The 22,085-nt window shown below is 46.3% G+C and carries 17 protein-coding genes and 1 tRNA gene; 9 read left to right on the forward strand and 9 right to left on the reverse strand.

Translation table 11 applies throughout. The features are described from left to right. Nucleotides 1–6 precede the first annotated feature (6 nt). Genes KW548_18010 through KW548_18020 form a run of 3 tightly spaced genes read left to right on the forward strand, consistent with a single transcriptional unit; the run spans nucleotide 7 to nucleotide 2,690 of the window. The gene (locus KW548_18010) at nucleotides 7–861 is read left to right on the forward strand and encodes a hemin ABC transporter substrate-binding protein (protein ID QXX08996.1); all 855 of its coding nucleotides are present in this window, start codon (nucleotides 7–9) and stop codon (nucleotides 859–861) included. Nucleotides 862–870: 9 nt separating this feature from the next. Beyond that, complete coding sequence (locus KW548_18015; GenBank protein ID QXX08997.1) at nucleotides 871–1,908, forward strand: iron ABC transporter permease; 1,038 nt, start codon at nucleotides 871–873, stop codon at nucleotides 1,906–1,908. Beyond that, a complete protein-coding gene (locus KW548_18020) occupies nucleotides 1,908–2,690 on the forward strand; it encodes a heme ABC transporter ATP-binding protein (GenBank protein QXX08998.1) in 783 nt (260 codons plus the stop codon). Before KW548_18015 ends, KW548_18020 begins: the two co-directional genes overlap by 1 nt. A 31-nt stretch (nucleotides 2,691–2,721) precedes the next feature. Here the strand turns inward: KW548_18020 and KW548_18025 are convergent, their stop codons facing one another. Further along, nucleotides 2,722–3,927 (reverse strand): sugar efflux transporter, encoded by a 1,206-nt coding sequence (locus KW548_18025; protein QXX08999.1) that lies wholly within the window; start codon nucleotides 3,925–3,927, stop codon nucleotides 2,722–2,724. A 190-nt stretch (nucleotides 3,928–4,117) separates the two neighbouring features. Here KW548_18025 and KW548_18030 point away from each other — a divergent pair, with 190 nt between their 5' ends. Then, nucleotides 4,118–5,011, forward strand: coding sequence for an AraC family transcriptional regulator (locus KW548_18030; GenBank protein QXX09000.1), 894 nt, complete (start codon nucleotides 4,118–4,120; stop codon nucleotides 5,009–5,011). 89 nt (nucleotides 5,012–5,100) lie between these two features. Then, nucleotides 5,101–6,354: a peptidoglycan DD-metalloendopeptidase family protein gene (locus KW548_18035; protein ID QXX09001.1), complete on the forward strand. Its 1,254-nt coding sequence runs from the start codon at nucleotides 5,101–5,103 to the stop codon at nucleotides 6,352–6,354. A gap of 286 nt (nucleotides 6,355–6,640) precedes the next feature. Here the strand turns inward: KW548_18035 and KW548_18040 are convergent, their stop codons facing one another. After that, nucleotides 6,641–7,735: a hypothetical protein gene (locus tag KW548_18040; GenBank protein QXX09002.1), complete on the reverse strand. Its 1,095-nt coding sequence runs from the start codon at nucleotides 7,733–7,735 to the stop codon at nucleotides 6,641–6,643. A 231-nt stretch (nucleotides 7,736–7,966) separates the two neighbouring features. Then, nucleotides 7,967–8,057: transfer RNA gene (locus KW548_18045), tRNA-Ser, on the reverse strand. 317 nt (nucleotides 8,058–8,374) lie between these two features. Between KW548_18045 and KW548_18050 the strand changes: the two genes are divergently transcribed. Beyond that, a complete protein-coding gene (locus KW548_18050) occupies nucleotides 8,375–9,067 on the forward strand; it encodes a MaoC family dehydratase (protein ID QXX09003.1) in 693 nt (230 codons plus the stop codon). Nucleotides 9,068–9,119: 52 nt separating this feature from the next. Here the strand turns inward: KW548_18050 and KW548_18055 are convergent, their stop codons facing one another. Then, nucleotides 9,120–9,938: a phosphate ABC transporter substrate-binding protein gene (locus tag KW548_18055; GenBank protein QXX09004.1), complete on the reverse strand. Its 819-nt coding sequence runs from the start codon at nucleotides 9,936–9,938 to the stop codon at nucleotides 9,120–9,122. Between the two features lie 138 nt (nucleotides 9,939–10,076). On the opposite strand from KW548_18055, the gene KW548_18060 reads away from it, so the two are divergent. Continuing rightward, a complete protein-coding gene (locus tag KW548_18060; GenBank protein QXX09005.1) occupies nucleotides 10,077–10,430 on the forward strand; it encodes a DUF3024 domain-containing protein in 354 nt (117 codons plus the stop codon). Nucleotides 10,431–10,499: 69 nt separating this feature from the next. On the opposite strand, the gene rnb is transcribed toward KW548_18060, so the two are convergent. Next, entirely contained in the window at nucleotides 10,500–12,494 is a 1,995-nt protein-coding gene (rnb, locus tag KW548_18065) for an exoribonuclease II (GenBank protein QXX09006.1), read from the reverse strand. An 813-nt stretch (nucleotides 12,495–13,307) separates the two neighbouring features. Between rnb and KW548_18070 the strand changes: the two genes are divergently transcribed. Beyond that, nucleotides 13,308–15,218, forward strand: a complete 1,911-nt coding sequence (locus KW548_18070; protein ID QXX09007.1) for a DEAD/DEAH box helicase — start codon at nucleotides 13,308–13,310, stop codon at nucleotides 15,216–15,218. Nucleotides 15,219–15,277: 59 nt separating this feature from the next. Here KW548_18070 and KW548_18075 read toward each other — a convergent pair whose 3' ends face one another. Beyond that, entirely contained in the window at nucleotides 15,278–16,246 is a 969-nt protein-coding gene (locus KW548_18075; protein ID QXX09008.1) for a hypothetical protein, read from the reverse strand. A gap of 127 nt (nucleotides 16,247–16,373) precedes the next feature. Between KW548_18075 and KW548_18080 the strand changes: the two genes are divergently transcribed. Further along, a complete protein-coding gene (locus KW548_18080; protein QXX09009.1) occupies nucleotides 16,374–18,311 on the forward strand; it encodes an ATP-binding protein in 1,938 nt (645 codons plus the stop codon). On the opposite strand, the gene KW548_18085 is transcribed toward KW548_18080, so the two are convergent. The 3 genes from KW548_18085 to rbsK all read right to left on the reverse strand — a co-directional run bounded on the left by KW548_18085 (nucleotide 18,308) and on the right by rbsK (nucleotide 21,958). Beyond that, nucleotides 18,308–19,855, reverse strand: coding sequence for a DUF3369 domain-containing protein (locus KW548_18085; protein QXX09010.1), 1,548 nt, complete (start codon nucleotides 19,853–19,855; stop codon nucleotides 18,308–18,310). The genes KW548_18080 and KW548_18085 overlap by 4 nt on opposite strands. 155 nt (nucleotides 19,856–20,010) lie before the next feature. After that, nucleotides 20,011–21,015: a substrate-binding domain-containing protein gene (locus KW548_18090; protein QXX09011.1), complete on the reverse strand. Its 1,005-nt coding sequence runs from the start codon at nucleotides 21,013–21,015 to the stop codon at nucleotides 20,011–20,013. A gap of 22 nt (nucleotides 21,016–21,037) precedes the next feature. Further along, nucleotides 21,038–21,958 (reverse strand): ribokinase, encoded by a 921-nt coding sequence (gene rbsK, locus KW548_18095; protein ID QXX09012.1) that lies wholly within the window; start codon nucleotides 21,956–21,958, stop codon nucleotides 21,038–21,040. Nucleotides 21,959–22,085: the final 127 nt, after the last annotated feature.

Genomic DNA, 22,085 nt, shown 5'->3' on the forward strand with positions numbered 1-22,085 from the left:
TCTATTATGCTTAACAAAAAATTGATCAACGGATTGGTCGCCCTTTCTCTTTCTGCGATTGCGGCTAGCGCCATCGCCAATGAACGTATTATCAGCGCGGGTAGCGCAGTGACAGAACTTATTCTTGCTTTGGAGCAACAAAACCAACTGATTGCTGTTGATGTCACCAGCGAACTGCCACAAGACCTTACTCTGCCAAAGATTGGGTATCATCGCCGTTTATCGCCCGAGGGCTTGATGGCACTTAACCCAACACGCTTGATTGGTTCAGATGAAATGGGGCCAGAAACCAGTCTGAATCAACTAAGAACCGCTGGTGTTGAAGTCGATATCGTCAATACCTTACCAACCCCTGAAGGCTTGCTGGCACGTATTGATGAAATTGCCGCTCTAACCGATAGCCAGAAAAACGCTCAAGCACTGAAAGCAGAGGTCAACCAGCAGATCTCAAGCCTTGAGAAAAATAAAGCGAAGACCAAGCAAGCCAAAAAAGTTCTGTTTCTGCTGCTCCATGAAGGACGCTCAGCCAACGTCGCTGGGGCAAGCACAACCCCCAACGCGATCATTGAGCTAGCCGGAGGCATTAACCCCGCAGCTGATAAGCTGGATTCTTATAAACCTCTGTCAACCGAAGCCATGGTTGAGATGCAACCTGATGTCATTCTGGTCAGTGGCCGGAGTTATGAGAAGATGGGGGGTGCCGACGCCATTCTGGCCAAGATGCCACTCTTGGCCGCCACACCTGCTGGGCAATCAAAAAACATTATCAAAGTTGACGGCCATGCGTTGGTCGGCGGCCTTGGTTTGAAGAGTCTTTCTGAAGCTGAACGTATCAGTCACATTCTCGCTGGTGTGGAATAGCATTCGCTTATGTGGTTACGTCGTACCCCTTTATCTGCAACGCTTTTGCTGTTTGGCTCTGTTCTGACGCTGACAGCACTGGCATCGGTAACCGTTGGCCCAATGAAGATTAGCTTTATGGACAGCGTCTACAGCCTTATCTTACGTTCCAATCAGCTTGCACCGCACATCAATATGGTTATCCACGAGATTCGCTTCCCTCGAACCGTTCTCTGTATGTTAGTCGGTGCAATACTCGCGATTTGTGGCACTGTCATGCAGGGCCTGTTTCGCAATCCATTGGCTGAACCGGGCATTATTGGTGTCTCTGCGGGCGCATCACTCGGCGCTGCGTTTGCTTTCGTCATGTTTGCCACGTTCAGCCTTGACTACCCACAGCTGATGAACTTCGCAGCCGTGCCTCTGTTTGCTTTTTTCGGTGGAGCCCTGACGACCATCATGGTCTACCGACTGGGTACCAATAAAATGGGCACTTCTGTGACCATCATGCTGCTCGCAGGTGTCGCTATTAGTGCCCTTTCCGGTGCGGGCATCGGCTTTATGAGCTTCGTCGCCAATGACCAAATGCTGCGTGATCTATCCTTGTGGCAAATGGGCTCTCTGGCCGGAGCAAACTGGACCAGTATCGCTCTTTGTGCTGTGACTTTGCTGATTCTGCTGGTGGTGTTTATGCGTAAAGCGATGCCACTCAACGCATTACTGCTTGGCGAAGCCGAAGCGAATCATCTTGGTGTCCCGGTTCAGAAGCTCAAGCGTCAGTTGATATTGCTGACGGCCGTAGGCGTCGGAGTCACCGTCAGTGTATCAGGGATGATCGGCTTTATAGGCTTGGTGATCCCTCATTTGGGAAGAATGCTTTCTGGACCAGATCACCGCCGTTTACTGCCCATCTCTGCTCTAATGGGCGCGCTGTTGCTTACCTGCGCTGATATGTTCTCTCGAGTCGCTTTCGCGCCTGCTGAACTCCCCGTAGGTATCGTCACCGCCATTATTGGTGCGCCGTTCTTTATCTATCTGTTGTTTAAACAAAAAGGCAAGATTTTGTAATGGGTGAAGTTGTACTATCCGCAAAGAACATCTCGATGAGCTTTGGTCAGCGTCAGGTTCTAGACAAGATTGATATCGAGATCAAATCAGGGGAAGTCACGGCCTTATTGGGCCCCAATGGCGCGGGCAAAAGCACGTTGCTTAAATTGCTTTGCGGTGAAATCCCGTCTAATAACGAAATTCACTACTTTGGTCAACATAAGGAAAAATGGGCAGCAAGCACCTTGGCGAAACACCTAGGTATGCTTCCTCAGCACAGCACATTAAGCTTTCCATTTTTGGCGCATGAGGTCGTCGAACTCGGCGCGATACCGCTTAATTTGGCCAATAAAGAGACGCAAACACTTGCCAAAGCTTGCATGAAGATGACCGATGTCGAACATCTGGCACAACGGCTCTACCCTTCTTTATCTGGGGGAGAAAAACAGCGCTTACATCTGGCTCGTGTACTGGTTCAGTTAGCCCATTCAGGTGACAATAAAATCCTAATGCTCGATGAACCGACGTCCGCACTCGACTTGGCTCATCAACACAATACTTTAAAGATTGCGCGCCAATTAGCGGATCAACACAACACGGCGGTCGTGATTGTATTGCATGATCTGAATCTGGCAGCGCAGTATTCTGATCGCTTAGTTGTGCTGCACAACGGTGATGTGGTCTGTGACGCGCCACCATGGCAAGCGCTGACACCAGAAATGATCGCGTCGGTGTATGGTTACGCCTCGATCATCAACAAACATCCGACGATGGACTTCCCCATGGTCTATCCCGCCGCCTAGCAAAGAGGAGCGCAACCGTGCTCCTCTTTCATCACACCCCTACACGATGTTGTGAGTTTAGTCTCTGCATCACAGCACTTTTGGCCTTGGACGAAAACAGTATCAGCAACAACAAAGCAGAGGACACAGCGCATAAACAAACATAGAGAGCGCTGTAATAACTGTAAAGCTCACCCACCACACCAACGGCTAGGCTGGCAATCAACATACTCACATTGAGTAAGTTGGAAAACAGCGTCGATGCCGTTCCTAACCTGTCACGCATCATGTTTTGTAACACAACCATTCCCAATGTAGCGCAAGTGCCAATGAAGACACCATTGAATATCTGAGCGACGATCAACGTCATTTTATCTGCCGCCGTCAGCATGATCAGAAAAAACACACAACCACTCATCAAGCCAACACAGATCACTCGCACAGCGCTATATCTGGCAGCCAACTTCCCAGCGTAGAGCATAATGGGGATCTCACACAGTGCGGCAACACCGAACAAGACCCCCAGCCAATTGGCGTCTACGCTGAGCTCTTGTGATAGGTACAAAGGCATACTAACGATATACAAGTTGTTAGCAGTAAAAGCACATACAAGCACACCAGCATAGATAACGATCATTAAGTTCAACGAAGAACCCTGCGACGCTGTTTCATTTTGTTCCTTTAGAGGCTTCACCGCACTCCCTGGCAGGTAAAAACCAATTACCGCAATCGCGACGCTCACTATGACGGCGGAAGTCATGAAAGACGCACTGAATCCGAACTGTGCTTTGAGGACAAAGGCGATCGGAGGACCGAACACCCACGCAATAGCAATACCCGCTCTCATAATAGATAAAAAGCTCGTGCTGTCTTCGAATTGACTATCGCCGTACTCTCTTCCAAGGGCAAACAACTGACCAAAGGCAGCCCCGCTAACACTCCCAAACAAAGTCACCACCAGGATCGCCAACCAGAACTCGCGAATGAAAATAAAACTCACCACGGTCACTAGGTAGCAGCCCAAAGAAACCATCAGTATTCTTTTTCTCTGCCAGCCTTGATCAGAATAACGAGCGATCATCTGCGAAACCATCACAGAACTGACCACGGCCACCACCATGTAAACTGACAACATCATGGGAGACGCCCCTATGGCTTCAACCATAAACAAACTGGAAAGAGGGTAAAAAAATGCTCCGCATAAGCCGGAGATGAAAGCGGTAACAATGAACAACATCGCGATTTTATCTTTAAACATGTGCCTGCTCTTTGTAGCAAATAGACGAAATAATGCCGAGGTTTGATTCGCTTAAGTCTAATCAATCAATAACTGCCAAATTAATGGTATTCGACCTATATCTAATACTTTGCCTTCAAGAACTGCATTTTCATTGACAGCTTTCGCCTAGTCTATTTAGCCTAGTATCGCCTCAGTAAAGGATGTTACATTGAAACCGTTTATCGAAAATATCAGTCACCAAGCCAGCTTCAACTGGTTGATGAAACACTTTCACTGCCCAGTTCCAAAGCAGGAATACGCCTGCCCATGGCACTATCATGCTGAATACGAACTGGTGATTTATCTCGACCCTGATCAAGTCTTCGAAGGCAATTACTTTGCTGGCGATGGCATTGGAACAATTCATAATCTGTCGATGTTTTTGTACGGCCCTGGGTTACCCCATATGTTGACAGGGCGTTTATCCGGAGAAGGAGAAAAATCCCACCATACGATCGTTATATGGTTGAAACATCAATGGCTTGAGCAGATACAAGAACTGATCCCAGAAGCTCGCCAGTTACAACGATTGTTAACTGACTCTGCCTATGGCGTCGAGTTCAGTCAACCAGTCGCCCAGAATGTCCGTGATCTGGTCGAGAGCTTTGATGATCTAAACCCTCAACGCCAAGCATTGCGCATTGTCGAGATAATACTTTTGCTCACCGATGACAGCACAAGGCGCAGGTTATCCGCGTCTCCGTATTACTTGCATCAATTTAAAGACGACAAAGAGTCGTACTTGCGAATTGAAGAAGCTCGGAAGTACATAGAACAGCATTACCATCAGCCGCTCAAAATGGATAACTTGTGTCAGCTTCTCCATATGAGCGAAAGCGCCATCTATCGCATGTACGAAAAACACTATGGTGTGAGCTTTTCACAACACCTCAAACAATATCGTATCGGCAAAGCCTGTGAACTACTGGCAAGCTCAGACAAGCCAGTCGCGCTCGTCGCAGAACTGGCGGGGTTTCACAACCTGTCTAACTTTAACCGTCAATTCAAAGCAATGAAAAACATCACTCCTTCAGCGTTTCGTAAGCAATTTAAACCATACTAATCCGGCCTGAACATCATAAATGTCAACACTACAAACCCGTTAAGTGTTATGTTATAACATTTTAAAACAACCATAATGCCGAACGCACCATGCCATTTAACCGCTCATTGCTGATCTTGATTGCTCTCACCTGTTTCTCCATCGCTGCACTGATTGAAATTGAGCACAACGAAAAAGCCCAATCAACCCCAGCCTCGGTAACGACAGTCTCTTATCATTCACTACCGGGGGTGGTCCCCCCACCCAATCATCCCATAAAGGTGCACTACATAGTGAAAGTCGGCGATACGTTGAGCTCGATCTTCTCATCCTGGAACCTCTCTTATCATACCTTGCAGAAGGTACTGGAGGCTGACCTTACTTCGCTCAAGCTCGATACGATAAAGCCCGGTGACCATCTGGAATTTGTCATAGACGCAGATTCTCGACAACTAAAGTCACTCATTTTCCACCAAAGCCTGGTTGAGCAAGCCATTTATGAAAAAGAGACCAACGGGCAATTCAGCTACCGCTTTGAAGAACAACCCGGACAGTGGCGTTCAACGCTCTATTCCGGCAACATTAAGGGCAGTTTCTCGCTGACAGCTCACAAACTAGGCTTAACGACCACACAGATCGCTAACATCACTCGCGTCTTGAGAGACAAAGTCAACTTCGCGCGCGATCTGCGCGTCGGCGATTCCTTTAACATTCTGGTCAATGAACAGTATTTGGCGACACATAAAACCGGCAATACCGAAATTGAAGGCATGTCATTAACAATAAGAGGCAAAGAAGTCGCTGCGTTTCTCGCACCAGATGGCCGCTTCTATGACAGGCAAGGCAATAGCCTAGAGCAGGCCTTTGACCGATTCCCAGTCACACGCGCCTATCGAAGAATCACCTCACCTTTTAACCCGAAAAGAAAACATCCCGTTACGGGCCGAATATCTCCCCACAACGGCACCGATTTCGCAACGCCAGTCGGAACACCTATCTATTCGACGGGCGACGGTAAAGTGATTGCGATCAGAAATCACCCCTATGCAGGTAAGTATCTGGTTATCGAGCACAACAGTGTTTATACAACACGCTACCTTCACCTTAGCCGCTTTCTTGTTAAGAAAGGGCAACACGTAAAGCGAGGCCAGAAAATTGCACTCTCTGGCGCAACGGGACGCCTGACCGGGCCACATCTTCATTTCGAAGTGTTGGTGCGAAACAAAGCGGTCGATCCAATGAAAGCCAACCTGCCCCTTGCGACCTCCATTCCGAAGAGTATGTCCCAAGCGTTTACGGTTAGAATGGCCAGATTTGATGACAAAGTAGCGGCGAAGAATGAACTCGTCGCGGCAGACGCATAGCATTCGATTCAGCAACGTTGGCAATTCGGGACCACTCATTACAAGCGTCAGGACATTGATGAAGTGGGCTAGAGTTGTTCCTAATCCCAAGTTTTGTTCGCCAAAAACTTCGAACGGTGTGTACTCGTACGACCAGCACCAATACTATATGTTATCTGTTGGTATACAGTGGAACGACAGCGCTAAGCAGTCGTGTGTGGATGACTTTTGGGCTTTGGTATAGTCACTAAACACCCTTGGTATGGCCAAGGGTGTTTGATTAATTCGCAAGATTAGCGCGGAGGGCTCAGGCTAACAGTAGGCACTTAGCCACCGCCTCTTTCACAACGCGTGAGCGGTCTTTTGTTAACGGCGCCATCAATTGCGTCGCATCATTCACTTGGCTTAAGATCTCTGGAAGTTGTGCACGCCTGCCTGCGTATAGATATTTCAGCGTGCGTTTAAAGTCGCCATATTGCCCACGAGCATGGGCTTGAATAAACTCACTGCAAGCTTGAAACTCAGCGTGTTTAATACAGAATAACGTCATGTGGGCGGTATCAATCTCTAATTGCAACATCCAATTGAGTAAAAACTGCATGCCCTGCTCAGAAACTTCTGCTTCCCTCTCTTCCTCCAAGTAGCTATCGAAATCAATCTCACTGTGGGAAAGTTGATGCATTAGCCAAGCTTTTTCTTGTTGTTGCTCGATAAATTTAAAGCCGCGATAGTCATGGTTGAACATAAGTTTGGCAAACTTGTCACGCTCAGGTTTTTCAAGCATCCACATTAATTGTCCCAAGCTGTAGAGGCTGTATTCATCCAGACTTGGACGCAAGTTCTCTGTTGCTATTTGCGCACGATACAATGCGGAAATAGTCGGGTAATCGATACTCCCAGCAAGGTAGGCTAAAGTTTGCTCGACTAGATACGTAATACGTTGTGATGTTTGTTGCAGTTCAGCAATACGCGTTAGCAGCGCATGAGGCTCAAGGGCCTCATCAACAATCACTAACATTCCACTCGGCAGACCGCTGCGGTAAATCTCGAGCGGCACTTCATTGTCAGCCATAAGCACAACATATTGATCACCTTGTTTCTGCACCACTGTACTAGCAAGCCTGCTCATGCCATCCATATGGCAAGGCTTATCATGTACGGTGTTGTCATCGACGATCACAGGTTTGCGCAGTTTAGCCGGCACTTTTTCGCCCTCACCCACATACAGACAAAGGGTTCCTAGCTCGTGAGCAAACGCAAATTCCCACGACGTAACGTTGTGCTGAATAAACCGTTGCAGCGCTCGTTTAAAATCATGCTCTATGTCTAAAGTGATGTTTGGATATTTAAGTGATGCATGATGCAAGAAAGCCACACGGTCACTCTCGTTGATAAACTTCAAACCTTTATGTAGCGCCTGCGCGTTTTGACTCTCTTGAAACCCATTGTTGAAATTGAACCTGTGATAGAGGCTACAAAACCATTTTTCCACGCTAAGCGTGTGACGATTCCAAAGCATTAATAAAAGATTCTATGACAAAGACGAGTGTCTTAGCTGCCAAAAGGAGATTTGATTAAGCAGGCACATACAGAAAGTAAAAAAGCCGTTGAATATCAACGGCTTTTTTAAAAGTGGCGGAGAGATAGGGATTTGAACCCTAGATACGCTATTAACGTATGCCGGTTTTCAAGACCGGTGCTTTCAACCACTCAGCCATCTCTCCGTTGCGGGAAGTATACTAGATTTTGGCACGAGTTTTGTAAAGCGTTAATTTGCGCCAACGAGCTTAAGTGACGATAAACTAACCACCTGTTTATTGTCGTTTTTACCGAAAAAGCAATAATACAAGCCGATTCTAGAGAGCAAATACTCTAAAAATCATTTTCTAATAAAATAATGTTTTATTAGCAAGTTACTGATTTAAATAAAAAATAGCACTTTGGGAAAACACCTGTACGCCCGAAAGTCATTGCACACAATTGTGAAGTATTTCAAAATTAGCGGGTTGACCTTTATCAATACTAGATTTCTGAGGTTTTTATGAAAGTCGCTGACCTATTTAAACATCGTGGTGATAAGCAGCACTCAGAGCTCATGCAATGGGTATCTCCTGCTGTACGTGAATATTGGGGCGAGTTTTTGCACAAAACAAACAACCGCCAACTATTTACTCGTCTAAGAGATTTGCAACGCCCAGCGGTCAACGATGAAGTACCGACAACCGTCGTGCCGGCGAAATCCGAGCCAAAACCTATTGAGCTAAAGCCAGAAGCACAAAAGCTCTATGATGAGCTACAAAGCAAGCTAGGTGAAATCATTCACACCGGTGACTGGCTTGATATGTCTCAAGAGCGCATTAACCAGTTCGGTCAAGTAACGGAAGATATGCAGTGGATCCACACCGATCCTGAGCGTGCTGAAAACGAATCTCCGTTCAAGACAACGATTGCTCATGGCTTTCTGACACTCGCAATGCTGCCAAAGTTAACAGACAGTGTTAACCCAGACCATACATTATTTCCAACCGCAAAAATGGTGGTCAATATTGGTCTTAATCAGGTTCGTTTTCCTTATCCGGTTAAAGCCAACAGCCGAGTTCGTGCGATAAGTCGACTCTCGAAAATAACGCCCATTCGCAAAGGTTTAGAAATCGAGCGTGAAATCAAAGTAGAAATTGAAGGGGTTCGTCGCCCAGGTGCTGTGGTGGTATCCGTGATTCAATTGCACTTTTAAGTAGCCACTTATTTAAAAAAGGAGAGTCAAAAGCTCTCCTTTTTTATCGCTATTATTTATCCACTGGCGTATAACCATACTCGCTGATCAGAGCTCTAGCCTGTTTGCCTTTCAGGTACTGGATAAACGACTCAGCCTCTTTACCTAGTTCTGATTTTTTGTACAACACAAGGAATGGACGTGCAAGCTCATACTTGCGGTTGGCAATTGACTGGCTGTTCGCATCTACCCCTTCAAATTGAATCGCCTTAATTGAGCTGTCGACAGAACCCGTTGAAATAAATCCTATTGCTTGTTTATTGTGGTTAACGATGGTCTTAACCATACTGTTGCTATTAACCACCAAGTTGTCTGGGTTGATGTCAGAGACCTGACGACCATTGACGATCTTAGTCAACCCCAGCAAGCTCTCGAAACTATAACGCGAACCTGAAGACGCTTCACGGGTTACCACTGCAATTTTCTGGTCGGCACCGCCAACCTCTTTCCAGTTGGTTATTTTACCTTTATAGATATCATACAACTGCTCGCGGCTAACATTCTGAACCGAATTCGACTTGTTCACAACAACGGCCAAACCATCAAACGCGAGTGGCATGACCGTCAGTGATTCATCCTGCTCACTCTCTGTGAGGTATCGTGAACTCATACCGATATCTGCCACACCTTTCTTTAACAAAGTGATGCCTGCCGTCGAGCCGACGCCTTGGACTGCAATGTAAGTTTTTGGGTGAGCTGTGTTGAAGTTTTCTGCCAACACATCCATAACACGTGCCACGGACGTTGAACCAGACACATTGACTTCACTCGCTAGCGTAGAGAATGTAAGTAAAGAAGAGGACAATATTGCCGCCAGCGCTACACGAATCATAGTAATCTCCAATCTGATGCGGATAAGTAAACTGGCGCTATCATATTTCGATTACATGACATTTTTGTGAAAACCTAGGCAGACTCGTCATATTCTTGTACATACTATGAGTAGGTGGGCATTAACTATGGAGCCGGTATGGAACTGGTCAGTTTGCTGCAAAAACAAATCGAAAGTCGTGCACGGATTATATGTGAGCAACGTAATAGGAGCTTACCCGCTGAATTGGGCAAAGCGACTTATGAGGTAACGGATAACGGAGTGGTATTTATCAAGCAACACTTTTTGCTCGATTCCACGCACTGTGACTATATGCTGCCTGTGGCCAAAGTCCAATGGGACGATGAGCGCAGTGCATGGTTGTTATCTATGCCTGACGAGTCGAAAGAAGAAAGGTGGCTGCCCTACCCTTACCTAGCACAAAGCCATGACTTGACGGCGATCATGCGCGAAGTAGACAAGGATCCTAAGTCGGTATTTTGGGACGACTAAGTTTAGGCAAACGTTACGTGAATAAGAGGGCGCTTTCAGCGCCCTTATTTATTCGATTAAATGTCGTGGCTAATCTGTGCTCGTTTCAGCTGCTTTGACATCGTCAAAAACCTGAGTCGGCTTAGCTACAATACTGCGCGTTTCTTGGTTAACGTCACTCAGGACTAACTCAAGTACATCGCCCAAACGGTAAATCACTTGTTTATCAATCGAAACCGTACCAAGGTCACTATTACACTCTAATCGCTCTTTATTCGCCAAAATCAGAGAGCCAGGGATGAACGCCGCCGCACCATTTTCGATTAGTCGTACTCGAACACCAGCCCGAGATACATCAAAGATTTCTCCATTAAAGACGGTGCCTTTTGCTGGTTCTTCAGCTAGCGTGCGAGCATACAACCAATCACTCACACTGCGTTCTGCCATCTTATGATGCTTACGATGCAAGGCCAATTCTTCACCCACAGATTCATCTGCGATTTGAACGGGCTCTTTACCCAAAATATGAGCTTTAAGCATACGATGGTTAATCATGTCGCCGTACTTACGAATTGGAGAGGTCCACGTAGCGTACAGCTCTAAGCCCATTGCATAGTGGGGCAAAGGTTGGTTACCAATTTCGCTGTAAGCTTGGTACTTACGGATACGATTGTCTAGGTAGCTCGTCTCTTGTGTTGCCAACCAACGACGGAGTTCCGCAAATCCTTCTAGGGTCACCACACTTTCTGCATTAAACGGCAACTCACCTTCAGGGTTAACCAACTCAATCACGTCAGCGATCTTTTCTGGTTTAAAACCTGCGTGAGTATTAAATACACCTGAATCAAAGCTTGCCTTCAGCGCTTTACCTGCACAGATGTTTGCCGTAATCATCGACTCTTCAACCAAGCGATTCGCACAGCGACGCCTATCTGAATGAATGGCGACTACGTCGTTATCTTCGCTTAACTCAAAGCGATAATCTGGTCGGTCTGGGAAAACCACCGCGTTGGTCTCGCGCCACTCTGCGCGAGCTTGAGAAAACTCGTACAAGTCACGAACAATTTCAGCAATGTCTTCCGTAGGCTGCCACGATTCAGATTGCCCTGTTTCAAGCCAATCAGATACATGATCATAAGCGAGACGCGCGTGGGATTTAATGTTCGCAGCAAAGAACTTAACGTCATCGCCAATCACACCATCTTTGCTGATTGTTACGGTACAGCAAAGTGCTGGACGTTCTTCATTTTCGATAAGAGAACAGAGTTCATCAGCCAAATCACGCGGTAGCATCGGGATGTTACGACCCGGCAGGTAAATGGTAAAGCCACGCTCTCGGGCAACCTTGTCCATATCGCTGTCTGGCGTGATATAGGCCGTTGGATCGGCAATCGCAATTGTCAGTTCAAAATCACCGGTTTCTGTCTTCTTCGCGTACAACGCATCGTCCATATCTTTGGTTGACTCACCATCTATGGTCACAAACGGTATGTGCGTCATGTCGATACGCGCTAAATCAGCGTCATCTTTGATTGCCCAGTTGTCGATACCTGCAGGCTCACTATTTGGCAAATCATTTTGCGCTAACGTTACCCACCAAGGGGCAATCTTGTCGTCAGCGTCGGTGATTTTCTCTGAGATCTCGACAAAGAAACCATTGTCGCCTTTCAAAGGATGCTGGGTGAGATGAGCCACCACCCAGTCCCCCTCTTTGAATTCATCACTTTTTAAGCCTTTTCTCACCTTTGCTTTCAAAGAGAGTTTCTTAAGCTGAGGATGATCAGGTGCAACATTCAACTTGCCTTTGAAGAGTTTGATGCGCCCAATAAAACGGTTTACACCTTGTTCAACCAGTTCTTCTGGCTCTGCTACTTCGCGTTCTTTTTCTGTGCGGATAATGGCTTTCACTTTGTCACCATGCATACATTTTTTCATGTATGGCGGCGGAATAAAGAAGCTGGTCTTGCTGTCGACTTCTAAAAAGCCGAAGCCTTTTTCAGTCGCTTTGATCGTACCTTCCTTTTTAGGAAGGTTTTCCTGAATTTGCTGCTTAAGTTGAGCCAGTAGAGGGTTATCTTGGAACATTTTAATTTCTAACTAATTCGTTCTTTATTCCGAATGACAAATGCATGCGGCGCTATATGGGCCCCAAGTTTATAAGCTTGCCGCACAAGCTAATGGCAAGCCTATTTGGGGCATCAATCTATTGCGCACATGGTACTAGTTAATGTACTGAAAGTATATTGAAGAAGCGTTTTATCATTGATTGTTCATACTAAAGCCACAATGACAACGCTTTGTTCCATTGCCACAGAAAACAGCCTCAATTGAACTTGTGTCTAGTGATCATCTCAACCACATTTCGCGCCGCCCGCGTAGCATTATGTACTCCTCCCCAATCCTCTTCATCGGGGTGGTAGGCTTCTCCGGCAAAGAACACTTTGTCTTTCACAGGCTTAAACAACTTAGACGGCAAGCGATACGTTGCGCTCTTATGTTCTTCAGTTGTGGATTGAGCGCTGCACTTACCGGGAATGCAGCGCTAATGCCGAGCAAACCGCAAAGTTTAGCAAAGCTTCTCCTATCCATTGATTTACCTATCCGTCTCGAAAATTAACAGCGACTATTTTGCGCGCTAATAGATTCATATATTCACTATTTTTGGTCATTGAACACTCGCTTTAATCAATAGTGAGAAAAATATGTGATGTAATTCAATTTTTTCTGGCTTTTTTTGTGTATTTAAGGAATAATTCCGCCCCCTTAGATATGTCCCTAGCGGCTTGATGCGATTTACGACTTATCCGCATCTGAACGGATTCAGCAAAGAACTGGATTGGTAATGGAATTGGTAGAGCTCGTGGGACCTTTTGTTTACATTAATATAGTAGGATCCCAATGACAGATTCTGTAATTCAGTTTAGCGACTTAGCGCTTAACGACTCTATCCTTTCTGCACTTGACGGAATGGGTTTCGTTTCACCAACTCCAATTCAGGCTGCGGCTATCCCGCACCTAATGGAAGGTACAGACGCACTAGGTAAAGCTCAAACTGGTACTGGTAAAACTGCTGCCTTCTCTTTACCTCTTCTGAACAAAATCAACCTGTCTCAGCGTAAGCCTCAAGCTATCGTTCTAGCACCGACTCGTGAACTAGCGATTCAGGTTGCGGCAGAAATGAAAAACCTCGGCCAAAACATCTCTGGCCTTAAGGTACTTGAGATCTACGGTGGTGCTTCAATCGTTGACCAAATGCGTGCCCTCAAGAGCGGTGCTCATATCGTGGTCGGTACACCAGGCCGTGTTCAAGATCTTATCAATCGTGAACGTCTGCATCTAGACGAAGTTCACACATTCGTTCTTGATGAGGCGGATGAGATGCTAAACATGGGCTTCGTTGATGACGTAACTGAAATCATGGAGCATGCTCCTGCGTCAGCGCAACGTGTGCTATTTTCTGCCACTATGCCGCCAATGCTGAAAAACATTGTTGAGCGTTTCCTGCGCGATCCTATCACTATCGACGTGGCGGGTAAAAACCACACGGTTGATAAAGTAGAGCAGCAGTTCTGGGTTGTTAAAGGTGTAGAGAAAGACGAAGCTATGTCTCGCCTTCTAGAAACAGAAGAGACTGATGCATCAATCGTATTCGTACGTACTCGTCAAGATACTGAGCGTCTTGCTGATTGGCTATGTGCTCGCGGCTTCAAAGCGTCTGCCCTGCACGGTGACATTCCTCAGTCTCTACGTGAGCGTACTGTTGATCACATCAAACAAGGTGTTATCGACATCCTAGTTGCAACTGACGTTGTAGCACGTGGCCTTGACGTTCCACGTATCACACACGTATTTAACTACGACATCCCATTTGATGTCGAGTCTTACATCCACCGTATCGGCCGTACAGGTCGTGCTGGACGTAAAGGTAAAGCGATCCTTCTAGTTCGCACTAACCAAATTCGTATGCTTCGTACCATCGAGCGCGTGACTAAGTCTTCAATGGAAGAAATTCAACTTCCACTTCGTGACAAGGTAGCAGAAGCTCGTTTAGTTAAACTTGGTGCAGAGCTTGAGCAAGAGAAAGAACACAAGTCTCTTGAGAAGTTCGGTGAGCTTGTAGAAAAGCTACAAGGTACGCTAGAGATTGACGCAGCAACACTTGCAGCAATCCTACTTAAACGCCAGCAAGGTAAGCGCCCACTGTTCTACATTGGCGAAGATCCAATGATTGAAGCAATTGAACGTGACAAGCAACGCCGTAAAGAGCGTCGCGAAGGTGGTCGTGACGGTCGTGGTCGTGATCGTAACTTCAATAACCAAGACTGGGATACTTACCAGCTTCAGGTTGGTCGTGATCAAGGTGTTCAAGTTAAAGATATCGTTGGCGCACTAGCAAACGAGCTTGGCCTCGTTAAAGGCTCTATCGGTGCGATTAAACTAGCACAGGGCGAGACTTACGTTCAGCTGCCAAAAGCGATGTCTTCTGAGACAGCGAACAAGCTGCGCAAACTACGCATTCGTCAGAAAGAAGTGGGTGCGGTAGTGTGTGACTTTGATGATTTCCGTGAACCTCGTGGTCGTCGTGACGGTGGACGTCGCGATGGTGGTCGCCGTGATGGCGGTTACCGTGGTAATCGTGACGGAAACCGTGAAGGTGGCTATCGTGGTAACCGAGAAGGTGGCCGTGGTAATCGCGACGGTGGCCGTCGTGATGGCGAACGTCGCTTTGACCGTAACCGTGGTGGTGACCACCGTGGCAACCATCGTGGTGAACGCGGACATAGCCGTGACCGTCGCAGCGAAGCTTAAATAGCATAAATTAAAAAAGCCCCACCAGCTCAGCTCGTGGGGCTTTTTGTTATCTACGGTTAATCAATGGGCTGCCAATGAGAGGGAGGCTTCAAACCCCAACGTTCCATCTCCGTCGGCGAGTAAATGGCTCTACCTTGTTCACCAATAGCAATAGGGATTTGATCGGCGATTTCACCCGCTATGATCCGGTTGACCATAGTACCTGCCTGCTTACCTTGACTTTCGCCAAATAAGACGACACCTCCGCTCGCTTTGCCCGTTCCCACTGCGAAATCCCAGAAAGCAAACAATGGTGTTGTGGCATGTTCATTGGTCCACTGCAACATCTGCTCTGAAGGTACACTCTCACCTCCGTCATCAATCAATGTATGGTATAAGCCTATAATGATCATCGCCACATTGTCGGCTTTAGCGCCCACAATTGCCCTTTCCCATTCATTGCGGGTCGACAGCAGCAGAATTTCTGTTTCAATACCTAGATTTTCTTTGATCATCTCGTATTGCCGTTGAATGTACTTCGCAGCAATTTTGGACGTTACCCCCGAATCAAACATCACGCGCACTTTAAAATAGCGCTCAGGATAAATAAGACTGAGATCGCCAAGGTTTTTGACGTACAAAGGAAGCTCTAATACTCCTGTAACCTTGGCTTGTCCCCGATATTGGAACAAAAGATAACGAGGGTTAGCGTTAATCCCTAAGAACACAATGGAAATCGGTTCCTTATAAAGCCTAGGTAGCATGTAATTTAACGCGTTATCATCCCCCAGAATAACAACGTCTGGCTGTAAGCTGTAATAGTACGACAGCGCTTCGTCGGCTCTAGACTCGAATTCTTTGGCCGGTAGGCGTTTAGTGTCCATTTGAAACCGATAAAGCTGCGCGGAATCGGTTAAGACCGACTCAATCCCTTTGACATAGCTGGCGTCCCATGGATATTCAGCGTGATAGCTTTCTATAAGCAGCACTTTCTCAGCTTGAGAAAAGCCACAGTAAAGCAATAACCAAAGCGTCAATACTCTCATAGACCATCTCAAAAAATAAAACTCATGCTTTAGTTTAGGATTAAAAACCATCGTTGGTATGAATAGCACGTTATAAAAGTCAACCAGTGCAGTCTATACTCAAGTAAAAACACGACGTTAGAGTCCTATGAGCCGCAGTAAAAAAGTAGAAGAAAGCATAAACAACCCCTTGTATAGCAGGATTGGTCGTCGGATTATATTACTCATGGTGACATTGAGTAGCGTGGTGACACTGCTTACCACTGTGTTGCAGCTGTCTTGGGATTATGAAAAAGAGTTCAATGATGTCGAGCAAAGGCACATTGAGATACGTGACGTGCATGCTGGCTTGTTAGCCTCTTCCCTATGGTCTTTTGATTTAGTCGTTCTGCAGGAAAGGCTCGACGGATTGGTCAACTTACCCAAAATTGATTACCTTGAAGTTCATTCCGGAAACTACACCTTCAACTCAGGTAAAAAAGTCAAAGGCAATGTCGTCAAAGCCACCTACTTGCTGACCTATCGTGACCCAGAAGATGGTCATACTGAAGACATTGGCACCATCAATGTCGAATCCAATGCACAAGAAATCTACGACTATCTCATTCAACAGTTTATTTCCACCTTGTTACTCAATGCCTTCAAGACAATGCTTGTCTGCTCCATTATGCTGTTTATCTTCCACGCCAGTGTCAATCGTCGCATATTTCAAATTGCACAGTACCTTCGGGCCTTTAACCCTCGCCACCCTAGCGAGCCCTTAGTGTTACAAAGACAGCGCTGGATCCAAGAGAAAGACGACGAACTGGATTGGCTCGGTGAGGGTGCGAATAAAATCAGTAGTAACATTACTCTGCTCTATAACAGCATCAAAGAAGAACAGGAACGATTGGCTGATTTTACCCATGTATCTTCAGATTGGTTATGGGAAACCGATGATCTAGGTCGACTTGTTTATTGCTCAGAAACAATGAAAGAGACGCTGGGATTGACCGCAGTGATTCACATCAGCTTTACTGAAATCCAAGGTTTGCGCGACGCGACAGGCCTACATCAGGCCATTTCTCGGCGCAATGATTTCACACAAATTGAAGAAAGTGTCACCATCAATAGCATGACTTCACATCTTTTATTCCAAGCCAAAGCGCGCTATGAAAATAGTCAGTTTTTGGGCTTTAGAGGCACCGCTATCAACATTACCGAACTCAAGCTGACGCAGATTGAACTTGAAGAACTCAATCAAAATCTTGAACGCTTGGTGGCTTCAAGAACCTTGGACTTAAAACAAAGCATGGAACAACTGCAAGAGGCTCATGACAAGCTGGTTGAATCAGAAAAACTCGCAGCCTTAGGGGGGCTGGTAGCTGGTGTCGCTCATGAAGTAAATACGCCACTTGGCATTGCGGTCACAGCAACCTCAGTGATAAGGGACGTAACCAGTGAACTCAACGCCGCTTTTGCCGCCCAGACTCTGACCAGTACCCAGTTTGAGACGCTGATGAAACGTATGTCTGATAGCAGCCAAATGCTTGAACATAACCTCAGTCGTGCTGCAAAACTGGTGAAAGATTTCAAACAAACCGCCGTTGATCAAGTGTCCGAAGCTCGCTCGCCGTTTAACGTCCTTCAGGTGCTAGAAGCCCTACTCGCCAGTCTGCACCCGGAAACGCGTAAAGTACCTGTAGCGCCGCGCCTGAGTGGCGACTCAACGATCGTGATGACTAGCTTACCGGGTGTGCTCACTCAGATCATTTCTAATCTAGTGATGAACAGTATTAACCACGCGTTTGAGGACCAGCCTGATGCTGAGATTGAGATACATTTTTATGCCGTTGATGACTCAGTAGTATTTGAATACCGGGACAATGGCAGTGGCGTTGAAGAGTCGTTGCATCAGAAGATTTTTGAACCATTCTATACCAGTAAACGCGGTTTGGGTGGTTCAGGATTGGGGCTTAACTTAGTGTTTAATTTAGTGAAACAGAAACTCCAAGGAGAGCTGAAATTCAACTCTCAACCAGGGGAAGGAGTAGTGTTTATACTCACGTTCCCCAAAGAGCTTCCTTTGGATGAACAACAAGATTAATCAGGGAGTGAGTTACGAATTTCGATAAATTCGTCCCAGTGCTGAATAAGGAGCTCGACCAACTCTGGTTCAAAGTGCTTACCTTTTTGTGCAACCAGTTCAACCATAATGTCTTCATCGCTCCAAGGCTCTTTGTAGCTGCGTTTCGATCCTAATGCATCAAACACATCGGCTAAAGCGGTAATTCGACCCGTGACAGGGATGTCCAGACCCGATAAGCCATTTGGGTAGCCAGTACCATCCCACTTTTCGTGATGATAACCAGCGATTTCCTTAGCAACGGTAATCAAGCGACGCTTAGATTTGCTCAAAATATCTACGCCATAATCAACATGCTTCTTCATGATCTCCCACTCTTCTGCATTGAGTTTGCCGGGTTTGTGAAGGATAGAATCCGGCACCGCGACCTTCCCAACATCATGAAGAGGCGACGCATGTTTGATCATTGATGCATCATACTCACTCAAACCATAAAGCTGAGCCAGCTTTTCACTGAACAAAGACACTCGCTGTACATGCGCCCCTGTTTCTTTACTCCGCGCTTCAACCGCATTAGCCAAGTTGTAAACCAGCTCTTTCGATGTTTCTCGGATATCGAGCATCAAGCTCAGATTTTCAAAGGTCAGCCCTATATTTTGCATATAGATTTCGAGTAGCTGCATGTCGAGCTCGGTCAGTACACGGGCAACATTGACATACAGAATACAGTCAACCCCTTGCTCATCATGCGTATACAATACATAGGCGTCGCCAAAATTTTCTGACTTCTGAGTCTCAAAGACTCGTTTACACCGTTCTGATACTTCTTTAGGTAACTTTTCAAATGCACATTCGCTGTAGAAATCAACAAAGTTACCCGTCGCAGCGAGCGTTAAAGCACGCGACTCTTCGCCATTCGGTCTTGGTTGAACAATGCAGTACAAAGCAGATTTGTCCAGTTTAAGTAACGAGGTCAGTTGTTCAAGAACGCTAGTGGCATAGGTCTGAAGCGTGTTGGTATTTTGAACATACGCTGACGCTTCAATGACTTTGCTAAGCCCCTTCTTTTGATGTTCAATCAAACAAAGATCGCGATACGAACGAAGCATGGAATAAAGTAACGTTTTGAGTTTTTGCGTAGTCAGTTCGGTTTTTTCTTTGTAGTCGTCGATTTCATATTCACGAATGACGGTATCTTCTGGCGCCTGCCCTGCCTGCCCGGTTCGAAGAACGAGACGAACTAAGCTGTTACCTAGCTCTGCACGAACATATTTAACCAGCTCCAAGCCTGCGTGTTCGGTTTCCATCACCACATCAACAAGCGCGAGAGCGATATCATCTGCGCTCTGGAAAATACCTTTCGCTTCCTCTGCTGAGTGAGCAGAGATCAACTCTAAGTGTCTTCCTTCAAATTCAAAATCAGATAGGGCCAGCTTGGTAACCTGATGCATCTGCTCATCATCATCGATAAGTAGCACTTTCCAAGGAGTGGCCAAACTTTCAGCATTACTACTGCCTTCGACCTCAGGTTGTTGTGACTGTCGATGGTCCGCAAACAATTCCATTTCTTGTCTAACCCCCTAATTCTATTTCCCTATCTTAAGTTTTAGCACAAACTTATAGAAAAAGTGTAAATGGCATTCAATATGCAGCTTCATTCCGCCATTTGGTGGAAATATTTAACCACATTAAGATTATGGGTATAGTCAATCTCGGCACATCAATTCATTGCACGAACCGTTTTTCGTTCAACCAGAGTGGGCTCCAACTGAACGACTTGTGGTTCCGTCTCTCCACCTTCTAACTTTTTCAATACGGCTTCCACAGCAGCTTTACCTAAACGGTATTTAGGTTGGTGGATAGTCGTCAGGGCCGGGGTCATAAACTTGGAGATATGGATGTCATCGTAACCGATAATGGAAAGTTCCTCTGGAACTCGAATCCCTTTCTCATGAGCGGCATTAATCACGCCCATCGACATCATATCATTGCAGACGAAAATCGAACTGGGTAACGAACCTTTGGCGTGCATCTTGTTCAGCGCCTCATAGCCGCCTTCACATTCGAAGTCAGATTCAATAATCCAATTTGGATTGAATTCTATCCCAGCTTCTATCAAAGCGCGTTTATAACCTTCATAACGCATCTGTGCCTGGTGTTTGGCTAAAGGTCCCGTTATACAACCTATCTCTGTGTGGCCCGATTCAATCAAGTGCTTCGCCGCCATGTAGCCGCCCCGTAAGGAATTGTCCTGAATTTTATCACTGGTAAACAGCATCGGACCCCAGTCCATCACAACGACTGGAATATCAGGGTATTTCTCGAACACATCGATGCGTTCCCCTTCTAAAGAAGAACACATAAGAATCAAACCATCAACGCGCTTTTGCAACAGGGTGTTAATCGACTCACGCATACGTTCGTTGTCCCCTTCGGTGTTGCATAAAATAAGGTTATAACCTTGTTGATAGCAACTGCGTTCTACCCCCTTAACCACTTCGCCAAAGAAGGGGTTTGTCGAGGTCGTTACTAACATACCGATGGTGTTAGTGCGATTGATCTTGAGGCTACGGGCAAGCGCGGAAGGCGTGTAGTTGAGTTCTTGAGCCGCCTTATTGACACGCTCAGAGATTTCTTCGCTCACATAACGAGACTGATTAATGACATGGCTGACCGTTGAAGTGGAAACCCCGGCGAGCCGGGCAATATCTTTCATTGTAGCCATGTCACTATCTCCTTACCTTTGACTAACTGTGTTGCTCGAGAAAAGTATCCACTTCCTCTCGGCTAGGAATTGAAGTCTGAGCGCCAAAACGTGTCACGGAAATGGCTGCCGCAGCGTGAGCAAACTTTATCGCAGATTTTAGAGGTAAATCGTCTAATAAACCAGTGACCAAGGCTCCATTAAAGGTATCACCTGCAGCTGTAGTATCTGTTGCTTCGACTCGGAAGCCTGGGATTAGTTCACCACGTCCATTCTGACTTAGCCATACCCCTTTAGCGCCGAGTGTTATCAAGACGACCTCAATTCCCTTACGGTGAAGCGCATTTGCCGCTTCTTGCGCTGACTGGTTGTCCGTTAACGTAATACCAGTAAGCACTTCAGCTTCGGTTTCATTGGGCGTAATCACATCAATACATGCCAGCAACTCATCCGATAACTCACGCGCTGGCGCTGGATTAAGGATAACGTTGGTTCTCGACGCTTTCGCGACTTGCGCAGCTTTTTCAATGCCGCACATCGGCGTTTCCAACTGCATAAGCAGATAGTCGGCCTGTCGGATTCGCTCTAAATCGACCTCGATCGCATCTTCAGTTAGCTTTGCATTTGCCTCCGCGGAGATACATATACTGTTTTCACCACTTTCAGCTACCTGAATCATGGCAATGCCAGTTGGACAATTCGGCTGCATTTTGACCCCTGCAATATTGATGTTGTCCATTTTAAAGTTTTCACGAATATTGATACCAAACGCATCATCACCAACACAGGCGATGAATCCGGTGTCTGCGTTTAATCGCGCAGCCGCTACGGCTTGATTTGCTCCTTTACCACCTGGGATAACTTGATAATTGCGACCATGTAATGTCTCGCCTGGACGAGGAAAAGAAGGCACTTGGAGAACATGGTCAGCGTTAACACTACCTAATACCACTAACTTATTCATACGGTTATCCTCGGTTCAATTGAACCTGACTAATTTGCAACGGGAGTTATAAGTTTGCGCTCTCGCAAAAGCGCAAACTTATTTACCCTCCTCCGCCAAACGACAGATTAAAATGGGAAGAAGGGCA

Source organism: Vibrio neptunius, assembly GCA_019339365.1.
GTDB lineage: Bacteria > Pseudomonadota > Gammaproteobacteria > Enterobacterales > Vibrionaceae > Vibrio > Vibrio neptunius.